The sequence below is a fragment of the Candidatus Spongiisocius sp. genome (genome assembly GCF_965221825.1).
Taxonomy (GTDB): domain Bacteria; phylum Actinomycetota; class Acidimicrobiia; order Spongiisociales; family Spongiisociaceae; genus Spongiisocius.
This window is the reverse complement of the sequence record NZ_OZ244917.1, coordinates 3019301-3035660: the sequence shown is the minus strand read 5'-3', so window position 1 is coordinate 3035660 and position 16360 is coordinate 3019301. Positions and strand designations below refer to the sequence as shown.

Annotated in this window: 16 protein-coding genes; 5 read left to right on the top strand and 11 right to left on the bottom strand. The window is 67.2% G+C overall.

What is annotated here, in order from left to right; genetic code table 11:
* Window positions 1–12: 12 nt before the first annotated feature.
* The 7 genes from ACOQPD_RS14015 to ACOQPD_RS13985 form a co-directional block, all read right to left on the bottom strand.
* Window positions 13–237 carry a sarcosine oxidase subunit delta gene (locus tag ACOQPD_RS14015; RefSeq protein ID WP_420612578.1) on the bottom strand — a complete coding sequence of 75 codons (225 nt, stop codon included), beginning with the start codon at window positions 235–237 and terminating at the stop codon, window positions 13–15.
* Window positions 237–1451 (bottom strand): FAD-dependent oxidoreductase, encoded by a 1215-nt coding sequence (locus ACOQPD_RS14010; protein WP_420612577.1) that lies wholly within the window; start codon window positions 1449–1451, stop codon window positions 237–239. Before ACOQPD_RS14010 ends, ACOQPD_RS14015 begins: the two co-directional genes overlap by 1 nt.
* On the bottom strand, window positions 1448–1855 hold the full coding sequence (locus ACOQPD_RS14005) for a hypothetical protein (RefSeq protein ID WP_420612576.1): 408 nt from the start codon (window positions 1853–1855) through the stop codon (window positions 1448–1450). Before ACOQPD_RS14005 ends, ACOQPD_RS14010 begins: the two co-directional genes overlap by 4 nt.
* On the bottom strand, window positions 1842–4046 hold the full coding sequence (locus tag ACOQPD_RS14000; RefSeq protein ID WP_420612575.1) for a 2Fe-2S iron-sulfur cluster-binding protein: 2205 nt from the start codon (window positions 4044–4046) through the stop codon (window positions 1842–1844). The genes ACOQPD_RS14005 and ACOQPD_RS14000 overlap by 14 nt, the downstream gene beginning before the upstream one ends.
* A gap of 13 nt (window positions 4047–4059) precedes the next feature.
* Window positions 4060–5385, bottom strand: a complete 1326-nt coding sequence (locus ACOQPD_RS13995; RefSeq protein ID WP_420612574.1) for a M24 family metallopeptidase — start codon at window positions 5383–5385, stop codon at window positions 4060–4062.
* Window positions 5386–5446: 61 nt separating this feature from the next.
* On the bottom strand, window positions 5447–6712 hold the full coding sequence (locus ACOQPD_RS13990; protein ID WP_420612573.1) for a M24 family metallopeptidase: 1266 nt from the start codon (window positions 6710–6712) through the stop codon (window positions 5447–5449).
* 280 nt (window positions 6713–6992) lie between these two features.
* A complete protein-coding gene (locus tag ACOQPD_RS13985) occupies window positions 6993–7787 on the bottom strand; it encodes a GNAT family N-acetyltransferase (protein WP_420612572.1) in 795 nt (264 codons plus the stop codon).
* 113 nt (window positions 7788–7900) lie between these two features.
* Here ACOQPD_RS13985 and ACOQPD_RS13980 point away from each other — a divergent pair, with 113 nt between their 5' ends.
* On the top strand, window positions 7901–8701 hold the full coding sequence (locus ACOQPD_RS13980) for a phytanoyl-CoA dioxygenase family protein (protein ID WP_420612571.1): 801 nt from the start codon (window positions 7901–7903) through the stop codon (window positions 8699–8701).
* Between the two features lie 27 nt (window positions 8702–8728).
* Here ACOQPD_RS13980 and ACOQPD_RS13975 read toward each other — a convergent pair whose 3' ends face one another.
* From ACOQPD_RS13975 to ACOQPD_RS13965, 3 genes are read right to left on the bottom strand one after another with little or no spacing between them, the layout of a single operon-like run.
* Window positions 8729–9529 carry an aspartate dehydrogenase domain-containing protein gene (locus tag ACOQPD_RS13975; protein WP_420612570.1) on the bottom strand — a complete coding sequence of 267 codons (801 nt, stop codon included), beginning with the start codon at window positions 9527–9529 and terminating at the stop codon, window positions 8729–8731.
* A gap of 21 nt (window positions 9530–9550) precedes the next feature.
* Complete coding sequence (locus ACOQPD_RS13970) at window positions 9551–10525, bottom strand: threonine ammonia-lyase (RefSeq protein WP_420612569.1); 975 nt, start codon at window positions 10523–10525, stop codon at window positions 9551–9553.
* The gene (locus ACOQPD_RS13965; protein ID WP_420612568.1) at window positions 10512–11855 is read right to left on the bottom strand and encodes an aspartate aminotransferase family protein; all 1344 of its coding nucleotides are present in this window, start codon (window positions 11853–11855) and stop codon (window positions 10512–10514) included. The genes ACOQPD_RS13970 and ACOQPD_RS13965 overlap by 14 nt, the downstream gene beginning before the upstream one ends.
* 156 nt (window positions 11856–12011) lie before the next feature.
* Between ACOQPD_RS13965 and ACOQPD_RS13960 the strand changes: the two genes are divergently transcribed.
* The 4 genes from ACOQPD_RS13960 (at window position 12012) to ACOQPD_RS13945 (ending at window position 15319) form a co-directional block, all read left to right on the top strand.
* The gene (locus ACOQPD_RS13960; RefSeq protein WP_420612567.1) at window positions 12012–13376 is read left to right on the top strand and encodes a glutamine synthetase family protein; all 1365 of its coding nucleotides are present in this window, start codon (window positions 12012–12014) and stop codon (window positions 13374–13376) included.
* A 72-nt stretch (window positions 13377–13448) separates the two neighbouring features.
* Window positions 13449–14711, top strand: a complete 1263-nt coding sequence (locus tag ACOQPD_RS13955; RefSeq protein ID WP_420612566.1) for a metal-dependent hydrolase family protein — start codon at window positions 13449–13451, stop codon at window positions 14709–14711.
* Window positions 14712–14750: 39 nt separating this feature from the next.
* Entirely contained in the window at window positions 14751–14975 is a 225-nt protein-coding gene (locus ACOQPD_RS13950; RefSeq protein WP_420612565.1) for a ribbon-helix-helix domain-containing protein, read from the top strand.
* The gene (locus ACOQPD_RS13945; protein WP_420612564.1) at window positions 14972–15319 is read left to right on the top strand and encodes a type II toxin-antitoxin system PemK/MazF family toxin; all 348 of its coding nucleotides are present in this window, start codon (window positions 14972–14974) and stop codon (window positions 15317–15319) included. The genes ACOQPD_RS13950 and ACOQPD_RS13945 overlap by 4 nt, the downstream gene beginning before the upstream one ends.
* Before the next feature lie 44 nt (window positions 15320–15363).
* On the opposite strand, the gene ACOQPD_RS13940 is transcribed toward ACOQPD_RS13945, so the two are convergent.
* Window positions 15364–16338 carry an amidohydrolase family protein gene (locus ACOQPD_RS13940; protein ID WP_420614394.1) on the bottom strand — a complete coding sequence of 325 codons (975 nt, stop codon included), beginning with the start codon at window positions 16336–16338 and terminating at the stop codon, window positions 15364–15366.
* Window positions 16339–16360 lie beyond the last annotated feature (22 nt).

Here is a 16360-nt window from a genome sequence, read left to right as displayed (position 1 = left end):
CGAGTGGCCCTCCTAGTCGAGGGTGGTGTCCCGCGTGATGGTCTGCCAGCGGCGGCAACCTCCGGAGTGGAACCAGCGCTCCACCTTGACACCCTCCGTGTTGCCCATCATGAAGCCGCGGTCAACGTCCCGTTCGTCGGCCCCGGTCAGGTAGTCCGGAGGGTCGGGAACCTCGCCGTACACCCATTCTTCGACCGGGCGGGGGCCGCAGTGCGGGCAGGCGAGACGCAGGACCATCAGTGGGTCGTCCCCGTCGAACCGGGGTCGAACATCAGCCGGTCCTCCTTGAAGCGGTTGAGAGAGAACGGGGCGATGAGCTCGGGGGTGCGGTCGGTGGCTATTAGTTCCGCCATCTGCTCGCCGCCAGCGGGGATTCCCTTGAAGCCCCAGGTCCCCCACCCGGTAGTGACCAGGAACCCGTCCACGCCCGTGTACCCCATGATCGGGGACATGTCCACCGACATGTCGCAGACTCCGCTCCACTGGCGCAGGATGGTCAGGTCCCGCAGGAACGGCAGCAGCGTCACCGCCGGAAGCGAGCAGTACGAGAGGAACTCGTAGCTGGAACGGTACGAGTAGCTGGGCTGGCTGTCGATGCCGGCACCCAGGAGCATCTCCCCTCTCGGCGTCTGGCTGACGTAGAAACCCATCTCGGCCGAGGCCACGATCGGACGGAAGGACCGGGCGTGGTGGTTGGTGACGAAGGCCTGGAGGGGATGGGTGCGGATCGGGAGCCTCACCCCGGCCATCGCCGCCAGGGTCGATACGTGGCCTCCCACCGCGCTCACGACGACTCCGGCCGCCACCGGTCCCCGGTCGGTCAGCACACCCGTGACCCGGTCCCCGGCCTTGAGCAAGCCGGTCACCGCGGTCCGCTGATGGACGTGCACACCCCGCTTCATAGCGCCCTCCGCCAGGGCCCACACCACCCGATCGTGGCGCGCCGTCGCTGCGTGGGGGCTGTAGGATCCTCCGGTCACCCGGTACTCGCCTCCGCCCGCGTTCAGGTCGACCTCCGGGCAGATCTCGCCCACTTCCTCCGGTGTCACGTACACGGTGTCGGCGCCGAAGGCCTGGTTGACGATGGACCGTGCCCTTTCGTTACGCGTGCCGGGAATCCCGTGGACCAGCCACAAGAGTCCCTTGCGGTCATGCATGATCCAGCGCCCGGTCTCGTCCTCCAACCTGGAGTAGAGGTCGACGCTCCGCTGGTAGAAGCGGACCGCCTCGGGGATGCCGTAGTTGGCCCTGATCACGGTGGTGTTGCGACCCGAGTTGCCCGAGCCGATGTAACCGCGTTCAAGCACCGCCACGTTCGTTATCCCTTGGCGGGTAGCGAGGTGATAGGCGGTCGACAGACCGTGCCCGCCGCCTCCCACGATCACCACGTCGTAGGACGAACGCAGTTCCTCCCATCCGAAGGCCACCTGGGCTTCGATGAACTCGTTCATTCCGGCCGATCCTGCGGGCCGAGGCGCTCCTCCAGGCGGTACGCAAGCACCGCGGGAACCAGGACCAGCACGCCGCCGACGTAGAAGAGCGTCTTGACCGGTATGCCCGCCAGGTGCCCCTGGGCGAGAGCCGGACGGTGCAGGGGGAACTCCCAGGCCGACAAGGCTTGCAGCCGGGGCAGCTCGGAGCTATCGAACCACGCCCCCGAGAAGCCGGTCTCGGGCTCGATGATGGCGTACCGGTCGGCCACGTCGACCTGATCCGGGGGCGGTAGAACCAGCAGATCGTCCGGCGCGAGGCGAAGCAGGTGGCCACCGTCCGGCGCCTCGATCTCGTCGAGTGCTCCCGGGTCGGCCACGATCCGGGTGGCCTCGATCCGCTCGAAGCGTTCAGGCGCGGACACGTAGGCCCTCCGGGTCGTAGAAGGGCACCGGCGCCCTCCGGGCCGGACGCCCTTCGATCAGGATGTCGCCGCCGAACCCGCCGTCCCGCGCGTGCAGCCAGGCCAGCATCACCGAGCGGCCCAGCACCCGTGACCATGCGCAAGAGGTCACGAACCCGGCATAGTCGCCCTTCACACGCAGGATGGCGCCCTGGGGCGGCGGCGCACCACCCATCTCCAGACCCACCAGCAACCTGTCCGGTTCAATCTGCGAGGTCCTGGAAACGGCGTGGCGGCCGACGAATTCCCCCTTGTCCATCCTCACCGCCCATCCGTGGCCCAACCGGCGGGGTGTGGAATCGGACAGGCTGTCCACCCCCACCAGGATGTGGCCCTTCTCGAGCCGCAACTCCTCAAGCACCTCGAGTCCGTGCGGCCACACGTCGAGATCCGCGCCGGACTCCATCAGAGCGCGCCAGAGTCCTTGCGACCGACTCGCCTGGTGGTGGAGTTCGTAGGAGATCTCGCCGGTGAAGCTCATCCTCATGACCCGGCAGGCGACACCCGCCACCTCCATCCGGGTATGACCCATGAAGGACGGCAACCGGCCGCCTTCGCCCAGCCGGGAGAGGAGTTCACGGGACCGGGGTCCGGTCACGTTTACCGCCCCCCACGACGTGGTGCGGTCCAGGATCCTCACATCCATACTCCAGGCATCGGCCCAGTCGCGCAGCCACATCTCGAAATGACCGGCGCCGGCCGACGTGGCGGTGAGAAGGAACCGATTCGCATCCTCTCGGCAGACCAGCCCGTCGTCGAACACGTAGCCTCGCTCGTCGAGCACAAGGACGTACTTTGCGCGGCCGGGGCTGATCGGGGTGATGGTGGCCGGGTAGATGCGTTCCAGAAACGCCTCCGCGTCAGGGCCGGACACCAGGATCCTTCCCAAGGTGCTCACGTCGCAGATCGACACCCCGGACCTGACCGCCCAGTACTCGCGGTCGGCGTCGCCGTAGGTCCAGGGCCTCCACCAACCCCCGGATCGTTCCATCACGGCTCCCTGTGCGAGATGCTCGTCGTGGAGGGCGGTCCGCCGGTCGGCGTGGTGGTACCAGCCCGCCGCGGCCTCGCCCATCGTGATCTGGGTGACCACCGGACGCGCGGTAAAGGACGGAGGGAGTTCCTGCCCGTCGGCGGCCGCGAAACTACGCACGTGCGGCATGCAGACCGCCCCCTGGCAGGCGCCCGTGCCTGCCAGTGTGGACCGCTTGATCAGCTCCAACTCGTGGAATCCGCGGTCCCACACCGAACGGAGGTCATCCACGGTGACTTCGGAACACGGACAGACCACGCCGGCCTCCGGCACGGGCGGCCGGTCGAGAGATCCGGCTGCGCTCCCCACCGTGCGCACTCCCGGCAGACCATGGGCCATCCGGGCGAGCGTATCCCTAGGGCCGGACCCGAGACCGACCACAGCGGTATCGCACGGATAGGTACGCTCGGCTCCGGTCTCCTCGTCAATGGTCACCACCCGCTCCACGGTCCCGTCGCCGACGAAGCGTGCCAACCTGCCCCGGGCAGGCTCGTGGTCGACTCCATCCGGTGGCACACCGACCGACACCACCCTTCCCAACTCCACGCCCGCGGCCACCAGCCTCTCGGCTGCCCTCCTGGTCAGGATGCCGGCCAGCCGGTTCCCCGGGCAGACCGGCTGCACCTCCACCGACCCGGTCGCTACAACAACCTCCTCGCAGAAGATCCGAGCCATGCCTTCCGGTGTCCGGGCTACTACCTCGAGGCCGGGGTAGACGCCGACCGCTTCCCGGCCGACCGACGCATCGAGGGTGACCACCCTGCGACCTCGGTCACATGCCTCAGCAGCCGCGGCCCTCCCCGAACGGCCCTGGCCGATCACCACGGTGTCGCAGTGGATCATCTCGAAGCCGACCGCACTCCCGGGGGTGGCCGTTCGAGTGGGAGGAGGAAGAGCCGGGTACCCGCCTGCCGGATGCGACTCGACCCTCATGCCTTCGACCGCCGGGGTCCGGCAGGCGCGCACGTACGAGGTTCCCTCCAGAGTGACCAGGCAGTAGGGACAGTCACCCTCGGCGCAGAGGCACCCTCGCCACGGCCACAGACCGGTCCGAAGGACAGCGGTGAGAACAGTGTCTCCCTCTTCGAAGGGAACCGGCGTCCTGTCGAAGTCGATCACCGTGCCGGGTACGTCATCGCAGGCCGAGAGGGTAGCCCGAAAGGAGTTCCGCTCCGCGATCCGTCACCAGCACCTGTTGCTCCAGCTTGACCCCCTCACCCCAACCTCGCCGACCCACGAACGTCTCGACGCACAGCACCATCCCGGCCTCCACCACACCATCCCAGCCGGACTGCTCCCACGTGTGGGGGAACCCGATCATGGGCCACTCGTCGGCCATGCCGACCCCGTGGAACTGGGTGGTGTAGTGGTGGAACTCCTCGATGTCGGGCACGAAGGTGTCGAATGTCAGCTCGCGAAAGGTGATGCCGGGCCGGAGCATCGCCATGTTCCGATGGATCATCTCCTCCGCCCGCCCGAAGACGTCCAGCTGGTTGGCGTTCGGTGGTCTGTCACCGGCTATCCATGTTCTCGAGATGTCCACGCACATGCCGTACGGACCGATCAGGTCGGTGTCGAACGCTACGAGGTCACCGTCCTCGATCACCCGGGGCGCGGCCTCCTGGAACCAGGGGTTGGTGCGCGGACCGGACGACAGGAGGCGCGTCTCCAGCCACTCGCCGCCGCGGCGGATGTTCTCGGAGTGGAGCACGGCCCACAACTCGAGCTCGGTGATACCCGGCTCGAGGGCCGAACGCATGGCGTCGAGGGAGTGATCGGTGACGGCGATCGCAGCCCTCATCAACGTCACCTCCTCCGGGCTCTTCACCGAACGAGCCACCTCCATGACCTCCCCACCGTTGCGGAGTTGGAGTCTCTGCCGATCCAGAGCATGAATGGCATCCGGGCTGGCTCGGTCGATCGCCACCCGCCGGTTCCCGCCCCCGTGTTCCGCTACCAGGGCAGCCAACTCCGCGGACCAACGCCGCAGGTTCCGGTCCATCTCGATCCCGGACAACTCGTACATCCATTGGGTGGCCGGCCGCACCTCGTGAACCAGATCGGCGTGCCCCGCCAGGTAGGCGGCCGCACCGTAGTCGAACAGGATCATGGGACCCTCTGCGCCGACCCAGAGATACCGGCAGGGGTTGTGAGCGGTCCAGAGCGACATGTTGGTGGTATCGGACGCGTAACGGATGTGAACCGGGTCGTAGAGGATGATCCCCGCGTAGTCGAGTTCCCGTAACCGGCTCCGGACACGGTCCAACCGGTAGCGGCGTACGGCGTCGAGGTCGGGAAGGTCTATCCCGGCAGCCTCGATCTCCGAGAGGGCCTCCGGGGGTAGACCGATGGAGTGCCAGTTGTCGGTCACGGCCCGCCGGTACTCCGCACCGCCGCTCCCGCGGGGGCCGATCCGCCTGCGAAGTCCCGGTCCGGTTCGATCCGCTCTGACCGTCATAGGGAGTCGCGGCCGCCCACCTCGGAGCCGACACTCGTCCCTTCGAACTCAAGGGTTGCGCTCATCGGAGGCCTATCGGATAGCCGGACAGAAGCTCGTAACCGTGCTCGGTCACGAGCACCTGCTCCTCCAGCTTGACCCCTTCGCCCCAACCCCGCCGACCCACGAAGGACTCGACGCAGAGCACCATGCCGGGCTCTACCACGCCGTCATAGCCGGCCTCGTCCCAGGTGTGAGGAAACACGATCATCGGCCACTCATCCGCCATACCCACCCCGTGGAACTGGTTCGAGTACTGGTGGAACTCGTCGACATCGGGAGACCAGGAATCGAAGGTGAGCTCTCGGAAGGTGACACCCGGGCGAACCATCTCGATGTTGCGCCGGATCGTCTCCTCGGCCCGCGCGAAGACATCCTGCTGGTTGGCATTGGGACGCCGGGAGCCTGCGATCCAGGTCCGCGAGATGTCGACGCACATCCCGAAGATGCCTATCAGGTCGGTGTCGAACGCCACCAGATCCCCGTCCTCGATGACCCGCCCGGCGGCCTCGTGGAACCAGGGGTTGGTACGCGGACCGGAACAGAGGAAACGGTTCTCGATCCACTCACCTCCGCGGCGGATGTTCTCCGAGTGGAGAATCGCCCACAGATCCAACTCGGTCATGCCGGGCTTGAGTGAAGCCCTCATCGCCTCCAGGGACTTCTCGGCCGCCACCAGCGCGGCTCGCATCAACGTCACCTCCTCCGGGCTCTTCACCGAGCGAGCCACCTCCATGACCTCGCCCCCGCTACGGAGTTGGAGTCCCTGCCGATCCAGAGAATGGATGGCACCTGGGCCGGCTCGGTCAATGGCCACCCGCCGGTTGCCGGACCCGTATTCCCCCACCACGGACGCCAACTCCGAAGACCATCTACGGAGACGGCGTTCCATCTCGATCCCCGAGAGCTCGTACATCCATTGGGTAGCTGGCCGGACCTCGTCCACCAAGGGGTTATGGCCTGCCAGGAATGCAGTCTCCGAAAAGTCGAAGAGAATCATCGGACCCTCCGCACCCACCCAGAGGTAACGGCACGGATTGTGGGCCGTCCACAGGGTCATGTTGGTTGTATCACACGCGTAGCGGATATGTACGGGGTCGTAGAGGATGATGCCCGCATAGTCGAGGTCTCTCAGGCGATCCCGCACCCGTTGAAGCCGGTAACGCCTCACCGCATCCAGGTCAGGAAGAACGATGCCGGCGGCCTCGATCTCAGCGAGGGTTTCGGCCGTCAGGCCTACCGAATGCCGGTTGTTCGCCACGGCCCGCCGGTACTCTCGAGATCCCATCCTGCCGGGTCCGATTCGGCTTCTGGTAGGCGGGCTTCCCGAACGATGCGTCACATCGACCATGGGTCACCGGTGGGATCGGGGTTGATGGCCGGGGTGTCTCCTCGGTAGTCCGCGCTTGCCGGTTGGTAGCCGCTCGGATCTCCTCAAACCACCAGCTGAGTGCACCACCCCGTCACCCTAACGAACATGGTCGGATACGCGATCCGATGCCCTGACTCGACCGGGGGATCCAACGAGCGGATCGGACGAACCGGGGACGGTGACAACGCGGACCGGCTCAGGTGGGTGAGGGCGGGATGACGCATTCGAGGTAGCGCCCTACCTCCTCGAATCCCATGGAGGCAAGAAAGGGGACCGCACCAACGGGGCTGAGCGCCGCCGCCATACCGGCGCCCCGGTCGAGACCGGCCCGGATGGCGTCCAGGGTGACCGCGGTAGCAAGTCCCCGGCGGCGGTGATCGGGTTTGGCGCCTATCCATCCGATAAAGGCAACCCTGTCGATGAGCGAGCCGAGGGCGCAGGCAGCCGCAGTTCCATCGTCGTATGCCAGAAAGGCCGCCCTGGTAGGTCCGGCTAGAGCCTGCATCCTCCGGAGACCGAGGTTCACGAACCGCTGCGCGTCCTGGTCCGAACCCATGGCGGCGGTGACTGTGGCGCAGAACTCGAGCATGCCTGAGGGATCGTTGACCCGGCGTCTCTCCACATCCTCCCTACTCGCCGGCTCGGTGGACGGTTCGGTCAGGACCATCGCCACCTGCTCGACCTCCGTGGCCCGGCCCCCCCTCGCGATCGCGCTCCGCAGCGCGTGGTCGTCGGACCGGACCAGCACCGTGTACCCGTGACCCCGCGCCCTGAAGAATCCGGCGGTTATGCCCATGACCTCTCCGGCGGACATCAGCCGGTTCAGGCGCATCACCCCGTTGGCGTGGACGGGAGAGGCCTGCTCGAGAGAACTGGCCCATGAGACCACCCCGTTTGCCTCCCATATCTCACCCCCGCAGTCCCGGACAGTCCGGCGGAAGGACTCGGCCAGCACCAGATCGAACCGGTTCAGGAGCCTGAGATCAGCCATGGCCGGTAGCCGGTTGTCCGTGGGCTGGGATCGGTGAGCCGTGGTCGTGGGACAGCGGTGCCAGGGACGGGCTTGGTAGAGTCTCGTCGCCATCGAGACGGAACTTGGGGAGCATGAAAGTACTCACTGTTGAGGAGATCGGTGCCTGGGAGCGTAACGGGTTCCTGAAGGTCGAGAACTTCGTCGACGCCGATGAACTCGCCGGCATCCGCCGCATCATGGAGGACCTCGTCGAGCAGGACCCTCCCGACGAGAACACGCTCATCGACATCGACCCGGTGCTCGCCGACCGGACGGACATCCCCCGAACGGAGAAGTTCCGCGCCCTGATGCACGCCGCCCATGCCAGCCGCGAGCTCCTGGAGACCTACACGTTGCGACCCAGGAGTCTCGACGTGGTGGAGGACCTGCTCGGCCCGGACATCGTCTACTACACCGACCAGACCTTTCTCAAGCCTCCCGGTGGGAGCGGCGCCCCCGCCCACCAGGACAACGCCTACTGGGACGTCTTCTGGTCCGGCAAGGGCAAGCTCTCGGTGTGGCTGGCGCTCGACGACTCCACCCTGGAAAGAGGGTGCACCCAGTTCGTTCCCGGTAGCCACCGCGAAGTCCTCCAGCACGACCGGGACTTCAGCAAGGACGCCCTGTTCGGAGGGGCGGTCCCGGACCTGGACCCCGACCAGCTCGACTTCGAGCCGGTGGAGTTGAAGGCGGGCGACGCCTGCATCCACCACGGCGAGGTCATCCACCGGAGCGGACCGAACGAATCGGACCACTCGCGGCGCGGCCTGGTCACGATCTACTTCAGTGGGCGCTGCACCTACACGGACCAGCCGTCCGAGTGGTTCCCCCACCGCATGATCCCGGCGCGCGGTCACGTGTATCCCGGATGCGTCGGCTGGTACGAGGACTAGCCCGCAGCCGACCCGTCACGACCGGCGTCAGCAGATCTGAAGGCCCGTCCCCGGACTCTTGGCGCGCACGACGCTGCCCAGAGCGGAAATCAGGGTGAACATGCCGCTCACCCCCTTCATGGGGCTGACCCGCCTGATGGTCAGGTCTGCGGCCTCGCCGCGGGCAGTGATCTCGATATCGGACGTGCCGGAATCCGTCACCGCGACCAGCACCGACCTGGTCCGGTCGAACCCGATTCCCCCCAGGGCCAGGGCGGCGTGGGAGTTGACGTTGCGGGGAAACAGCGGGCAGATGCCCCTCGTGGGGCCGTCATAGATCACCGTGTCTCCCGTGATCCCTTCACCGGTGAGGGTCGGATGCTCGCCGAAGTCGATGCTGGACGGGCTCTTGCGCATCACCATGGTGACCTCGTCCCACTGGTCCCGGCCCTCCCCGATCGCCTCCAGTCCCACCACGGCCCCGTGGGGAACGTAGAGCCGGGTGCCGCTAGCTTCGGCTGTGTCCGCCAGCTCCCGTTCGAGCTCCGCATCCGCCAGGGCGGTGAGGGACAGGGGCATGTAGTCGGTGTGGCGGAGGAACGCGGCGCCGTGGGCCACCGTGACGGAGGCATGGGCCAGTTCGACCACCAGGTCGGGCTCGCGCCCCGCGAAGTCCCCTAGATCGTCCAGCACCATGTCCCGGGGCAGGTGGGCGACCTTCTCCGGACTGCGGTTGTGGACGAACGCCACGTCGAGGCCCAGTTCGGGTCGGCTGCTGATCTGCTCGTAAACATAGGAACCGATCAGGCCGAACCCGACGATCCCGATGCGGGGTCGTGACCCGGTCAACTCCTGCGTCCCGCCATCGGTTCAACCCGCGGCGGACCCGGCCAGGATCATGTTGAGGACGGACGGCTGGATGTTGCCGCCGGACGCGATGGCCACGGTCACCCGGTCGTTGGAGACCACGCCGTCCAGGAACGCCGCCGCCGCGGTCGCCCCGCCGGGCTCGGCCAGGGTCTTGGTCCGGAACAGGATCGTTCGCACCGACTCGGCGATTGCGTCCTCGCTGACCAGGACGATGTCGTCGAGGTACTTCTGGAGGTAGCGGAAGGGAAGCTCCCCCGGCCGCCGTCCCGAAAGGGCATCCGCCATCGAATTCCAGTTCTCGATGGTTCGCACCTCCCCCGCCTGCCATGACAGGTAGGCGGCGTTGCCGCCCTCCGGCTGGACACCCAGCACCTCCACGTCCGGCCGGTTCTCCTTGATCGCCACCGCGATACCGGCCGCCAGACCGCCGCTGGAGATCGGAATGAGGACGGTCTCGACATCGGGCACCTGTTCGAGGATCTCCAGGCCTATGCCGGAATGGCCGATCGGCACTTCCGGATGCTCGAACGACTGGAGAGCGATCATCCCCTGTTCCTCCGCCACGCGGTCAACGGTGGGATCACGGTCGGCGAAGGTCGGGCAGATGACGACCTGGGCGCCGTAGTCCCGCGTGGACTGCACCTTCACGTCGGCCGTGTAGTCGGGCATGACGATCGCCACCGGCGATCCGACCACCGGGCCGGCGTAGGCGAAGGCCTGGGCGAAGTTCCCTGACGAGGACATGACGATGCCCTTGCGACGGTCCTCTTCATCGAGCGAACGGAGGATGTGGAAGGCGGCTCGCGCCTTGTAGGACCCGGTGACCTGCAGGTGCTCGGCCTTCAGGAAGAGGCGCTCCCGGCCCACCTCGGCCGAGGACCGGGCCACCGGGAGGATGGGCGTGACCCGGACGGGCGGCGCCATCCGCTCGTAGGCGTCGACGATCTTGCCGATCGTGATCTCACCACCGGCCATGCTGATCCTCCAGTACCTCGCGTAGGACTCGCACCCCGTGCTCCAGATCCGTCTCGCCGATGGTCAGCGCCGGGAAGAAGACCGTGCAGTCCCCCACCAGGGCGCTCTGCGAGCCCAGCGTGTTGAGCACCACCCCGCGCTCGTACATGGCGGCCGACAGGGATGCGGCCACTTCCGATTCGGGGGGCAACTTCTCACGGCTGTCGCGCGACCGCACGTACTCGACCATCTGCATGAGGCCGATGCCGCGGATCTCGCCGACGAATGGCAGGTCGCCCAGCTCGTCCTCCAGCAGGGAGCGCAGGAACGCCCCCCGTTTAGCAGCCTGCTCCATCAGACCCTCGCGAACGATGACGTCCAGCACCGCCACGCCCACCGCGCAGGAGATGGGCGCCCCGCTGAAGGTGTGAACCTCGGCCAACCGGCGGCTCTGGACGGCGATCTCCTCGACGATCCGGGTCTTGACGAGGGTCGCCCCGAGAGGCACGTAACCCCCGCTCAGTCCCTTCGCCAGGTTGGAGAGGTCGGCCACGACCCCGAAGTGCTCCATGGCCAGGAACTCGCCGGTGCGACCGGCGCCGGTCACGATCTCGTCGGTGATCAGCAGGATCCCGTAGCGATCGCAGATATCGCGCACCTTCTGCCAGTACGAGGCGGGAGGCACCGCCATGCCGGCCGAGGGAGACACCGGCTCGACCATGACGGCCGACACCGTGTGGGGCCCGGTCGCCTCGATGGCGGCGTCCAGAGCCGCGGCGGCGCGCTCCGCCAGCGACTCGCCCTCGAGCCCGGCGAACGGTCCCCGGAAGTTGACCGGCGCCGGGACCTTGACGGTGTCCATGAGGTGCGGCTCGTAGGCCCGGTTGATGTCCCAGCGACCGGTCATCGACAGCGCCCCCACCGTGGCGCCGTGATAGCTCGGCGCCAGAGTCACGATCCTGGTCCGCTCCCAGTCACCCCGGGCCAGGTGGTACTGGCGGGCAATGCGGATGGACAGCTCGTTGGCCTCGGACCCGCCGGAGGTGAACATCACCCGGCCCACCCCTTCCGGGGCCAACCCGGCGAGCCGGGCCGCCAGCAGCTCCTGCTGGTCGTTCGTGACCCGGGAGTTATGCACGAAGGTCAGAGTCCGCGCCTGTGCCGCCATGGCGTCGGCAATCTCCGGGCGGCCCTGCCCTATGCCGGCGGTGGCCGAGATTCCGCTGGACAGGTCCAGGTACTGCTTGCCGGAGGAGTCCCACAGGTGAAACCCGGAGGCGCGGACCATCGTCGGGTACTCGTCGTCGGGAACGCGGTAGAAGACCGCCGACTCTCGGGGGTGTGATGTCACCACCCGCCGACTATACCTGTTGCGCTTTCCCGCGGGCCATGGCCCGATGGGTGGAGCCCGTGACCGGCGGATGCCCGGCCACTTATAATCGACGGCGCACTACGAAAGGCCTCCGTCACACCTTGAGCGAAGGCCGGCCATGAGGAGGTTCGGAAGGTGTCCGGATTCGACCAAATCTTCGACGACTGGGAGTCACAGGGAATCAAGCGGGTGCGGTTCGAACTGCCCGACCTGCACGGGACCTCCCGCACCAAGATCGTCCCCCTCAAGGCCGCCCGCAGCTTCGCGCGCAACGGCCTCAACATGTACGGGGGTACCGCGGTGCTCGACACCCGCTCCGATGTCGTGCCCGGAAGCCTGTACAACGAGGAGGTGGGCTACGGGGACCAGCTCCTGTTCCCCGACCCCGCCACAGCCGCCATCGTGCCCTGGGCGCCCGAGACAGCCCGGCTGATCTGCGATGCGCGGTGGTACGACGGCCAGACCCTCGAGGCCACTCCAAGGGCCGTCTACCGGCGGGTTCTCGAGAAGGCCGCCGGCATGGGATTCGAACCGATGACCGGATGCGAGTTCGAGTTCTACCTCCTCGACGGTGAGACTCACCAACGCCTGTTCGAGGGCTACCACATCTTCAACGTGGTCCGCAACGAGTGGGTGCCGACCATCAACCGGATCGTGGACCTGATGCCCGGCATGGGTATCGACATCATCACCGCCAACTGCGAGTACGCCGGGTCGCAGTGGGAGATCAACTTCACCCCGGGCCGCGGCCTGGACGGTCCCGACAAGGCGTTCGCGTTCAAGAACGGCGTCAAGCAGATCGCCCACCAGGACGGCTACCTGGCCACCTTCATGACCAAGCCATGGGCAGGACACTCGGGGAACGGATGCCATATTCACATGTCGCTGCTTGACAAGGAATCCGGGCAGAACGTCATGGCCGACGAGTCCCATCCCCAGGCCCTGAGCGAGGTGGGTCTCCAATTCGTGGCCGGACTCATCACCCACGCCAACGCCATCGACGCCCTCCTAGCCCCCACCATCAACTGCCGCCGCCGCCGGCGCACCCACACCTTCAGCCCCACCAACATCTCGTGGGGTTTGGAGGATCGGTCGGCTCTGCTGCGCGTGAAGGCGGCCGGCGCGGACGCCACCCGGGTCGAGACCCGCTCTCCCAGCGGCCTGCTGAACCCCTACCTGGCCAGCGCCGCCATCCTGGCCGCCGGCCTGGACGGGATCGAGAAGGGGTTGGAGCCCCCGGCGCCCTCCCGCCAGGGCGTTCCGGCGGAAGAGGACGAGTCGCTCGAGAAGCTCCCCGCCACCCTCGCCGAGGCGCTGGACCACTTCGAGGCCAGCGCGGCCACCACCGACTTCTTCGGCCAGGACTTCAAGGATGCGTACCTGGCGGTGCGCCGCTACGAGCTGGGCCGGTTCGCCGCCGAGGAGAACGAGGACCCGGACTCGCAGCGTGCGGACGAGATCAGCGCCTGGGAGACCAACGAGTACCTGGAGCTCTACTAGTTGTCGCTGGACACGGGAGGACACCGGACCTCCGTTCGTTGACCGGGGTGGCGTGATCGACCGGGAGATCTCGTGACCAGCCGTTCGACCCGCATCGAAGCAGGGCTGCTGATCCCGGGGCGGGGCGACCCCGTCTACGGCGGATGCGTGGTGATGGACGGCGAGACGATCACCTATGCCGGCGCCACCGGGAACGCTCCCCAGACTCCCGGCGCCGAGATCCATCTGGTACCGGTGGTGATGCCTGGGATGTGGGACTGCCACTCGCATTTCTTCGGAACGGAGGCGGCCGACCTCACCCAGCTGGCCACCACCCCGCTGCCCATGCTGGCGGTCCGGGCGGCCCGGGACGCCCGCACGCTCTTGATGGCCGGATTCACGAGCACGCGCGAGATGGGCGGGCTGGGTGTCCACCTCGGCCGGCTGGTAGACGAGGGAACGCTGGCCGGGCCCAACATCTACGGGGCAGGTGCCGCGCTGGGTCCCACCGCAGGACACAGCGACATCCACTGGATGCCGGAGTCCTGGCGGGACGATCTCGCTGCTTCAGGCGTGGGTTGGGTCGCCGTTTGCGACGGAGTCGAGGAGTGCATCAAGGCGGTCCGCCGCCAGATCCGGGTCGGCGCCAAGGTCATCAAGATCAACGCCACCGGCGGAACGATGAGCCACTTCGACCACCCCGACCACCGGCAGTTCAACGACAAGGAACTGCGGGCCATCGTCGAGGAGGCGGCTATGGCCGAGATGGCGGTCGGCGCCCATTGCCACGGGCTGGCGGGCGTGGCGGCGGCGACCAGGGCCGGCGTCACCACCATCGAACATTGCAGCACCCTCGACCAGGAGACCGCTGAGTTGATGCTGGAGATGGGAACCATGGCCGTTCCCACCCGCCACGCCGTCGAGTACCTCGTGTCGCTCGAGGGCCAGATCCCGGATTGGGCCTGGCAGGCTCAGGCCAAGGTCGAGCGGTCACACGCCGCCGCCATGCGGCTCGCCATCGCCTCGGGGATCCCGATCGCCACGGGCGCCGACATCATGGTGAGCGGCAAACTGTGGGGAACCAACGGGATGGAGCTCGCCGCGCTTGTCAAGGCCGGCATGACACCTCTCAAGGCGATCGAGGCGGCCACCGCCAACGGCCCGCGAACGCTCGGCCCGCGGGCCCCCAAGGCCGGGCTGCTGGCCGAAGGCTACGACGCCGACATCATCGCCGTCGACTCCAACCCGCTCGACAACGTAGCCGTCCTCGGCGACCCCTCCCGAGTAACCATGGTGTGGAAGGGAGGCCAACTCGTGAAGTCCCCCGGCGGCACTCCCCCACCCTACGCTCTTTAGCGCCGACAGATCGCTGCTACCAGGAGTAGGATCTCAGGTATGAAAATCAGTATCAGCCTTCGCGATGAAGATATCGGCTTCCTGGACGACTACGCACAGACTCACGGAATGCCCTCCAGATCAGCAACGGTGCGAGTGGCAGTCCGACTTCTCCGAGCTTCCCATCTCGAGGATGACTACGCAGAGGCCTTCCAGGAGTGGACCGATAGTGGTGAGGCGGAGGTCTGGGAAACGGTGGTGGGCGACGGCCTCATACCCGAATGAGACGGGGCCAGGTGCGCATCGCCAACCTCGGTTCTCCCGTTGGTGCGGAGGCTGCCCATACACGACCGGTCATAGTCGTTAGCCACGACGGCGCGAACATGAGCGCAACCCGGCTCGGGCGTGGCGTCGTCACCGTTGTCCCACTCACCACCAACACCGCGCGTATCCACCCGTTCCAGGTCTTCTTGGCGGCCGCCGACACGGGACTCCGGCACGACTCCAAAGCGCAGGCCGAGCAAGTGAGATCGATCGCCGTCGAACGGATCGGCAGGATCGTCGGGACACTCTCCCCTGAATTGATGATCCGAGTGGACGATGCTCTCCGCCTCCACCTGGACCTATAACCGACCGCATCGGTGTCAGGGACCGGGCCAGCGGAGTAGTCCACTCAGCCTGGCAAGAGGTGCGTGGCTGTCCCGCTCAGGATGCGGTTTAGCTCGTCCTCCGTGAGTCCGGCTAGGTCGCCTGCCTCCTGGATGTGGTCGGTGGGGCGGTCGAGGATCATGGGGAACGGGTAGTCGGTTCCCGCCGCGATCCGGGCGGGCTCCACCGTGTTCATCAGCAGGGTCAGGGCCCGGGGATCGTGCAGGATGACGTCGTAGTAGAAGGACTCCAGGATCGAGTCCGGATGATCGACCGCCCGGTCGAAGCCGGGGCCGTAACGGGACGCGTGCGCGGCCCGGCCGGCCAGAGTCGGCAGGACGCCGCCGCCGTGGGCGAGCAGGATCCGCAGGTCAGGCCACCGGTCGAAGGTTCGATCGAAGTAAAGCCGGAGTGCTGCCAGCGTGGTCTCGAAGGGGTTGCCGCACACGTTGTTCAGGAAATGGGCTCTCATGCGGCTGCCTCCCATCACCCGGAAGGGATGCATGAAGAGCACCATCCCCAGCCCCGAGGCGGCCTCCCACAGGGGCTCGAGACCGGCCTCGTCGAGATCGACTCCTGCCACCTGGGTGGGGATGGCCCCTCCCACGAAACCCATCTCGCTCACGCAGCGCCCCAACTCGGCGGCCGCCGCTCGGCCGTCAACCATAGGGAGCGCCGCCAGCGCCCCGAACCGGGGCTCGTTCCCGATGTCCCTAGCACAGCTGTCGTTCATGGTCCGGCACCACGCCGTGGCCGCCGCCGGGGAGAGGTCATCGCCGGTGATGTCCATCCACGGCCCGAGTATCTGCCTCTCGATGGCCCGCTCATCCATCCAGCCGAGGCGATCCGTCAGGTCGCAAAGAGGCAGGGGTACCGGACGGGACGGGCCGGATGGGAACCGGAGCGACCGGCCATCCGGCGCCAGGCCGACCGGCACGCTTCCTGCCGACGCCTGACGGAGCACCGACGGCGACAGGTAGTGGGCATGCATGTCGATCATGGACACGGCCGACCCCTACGCA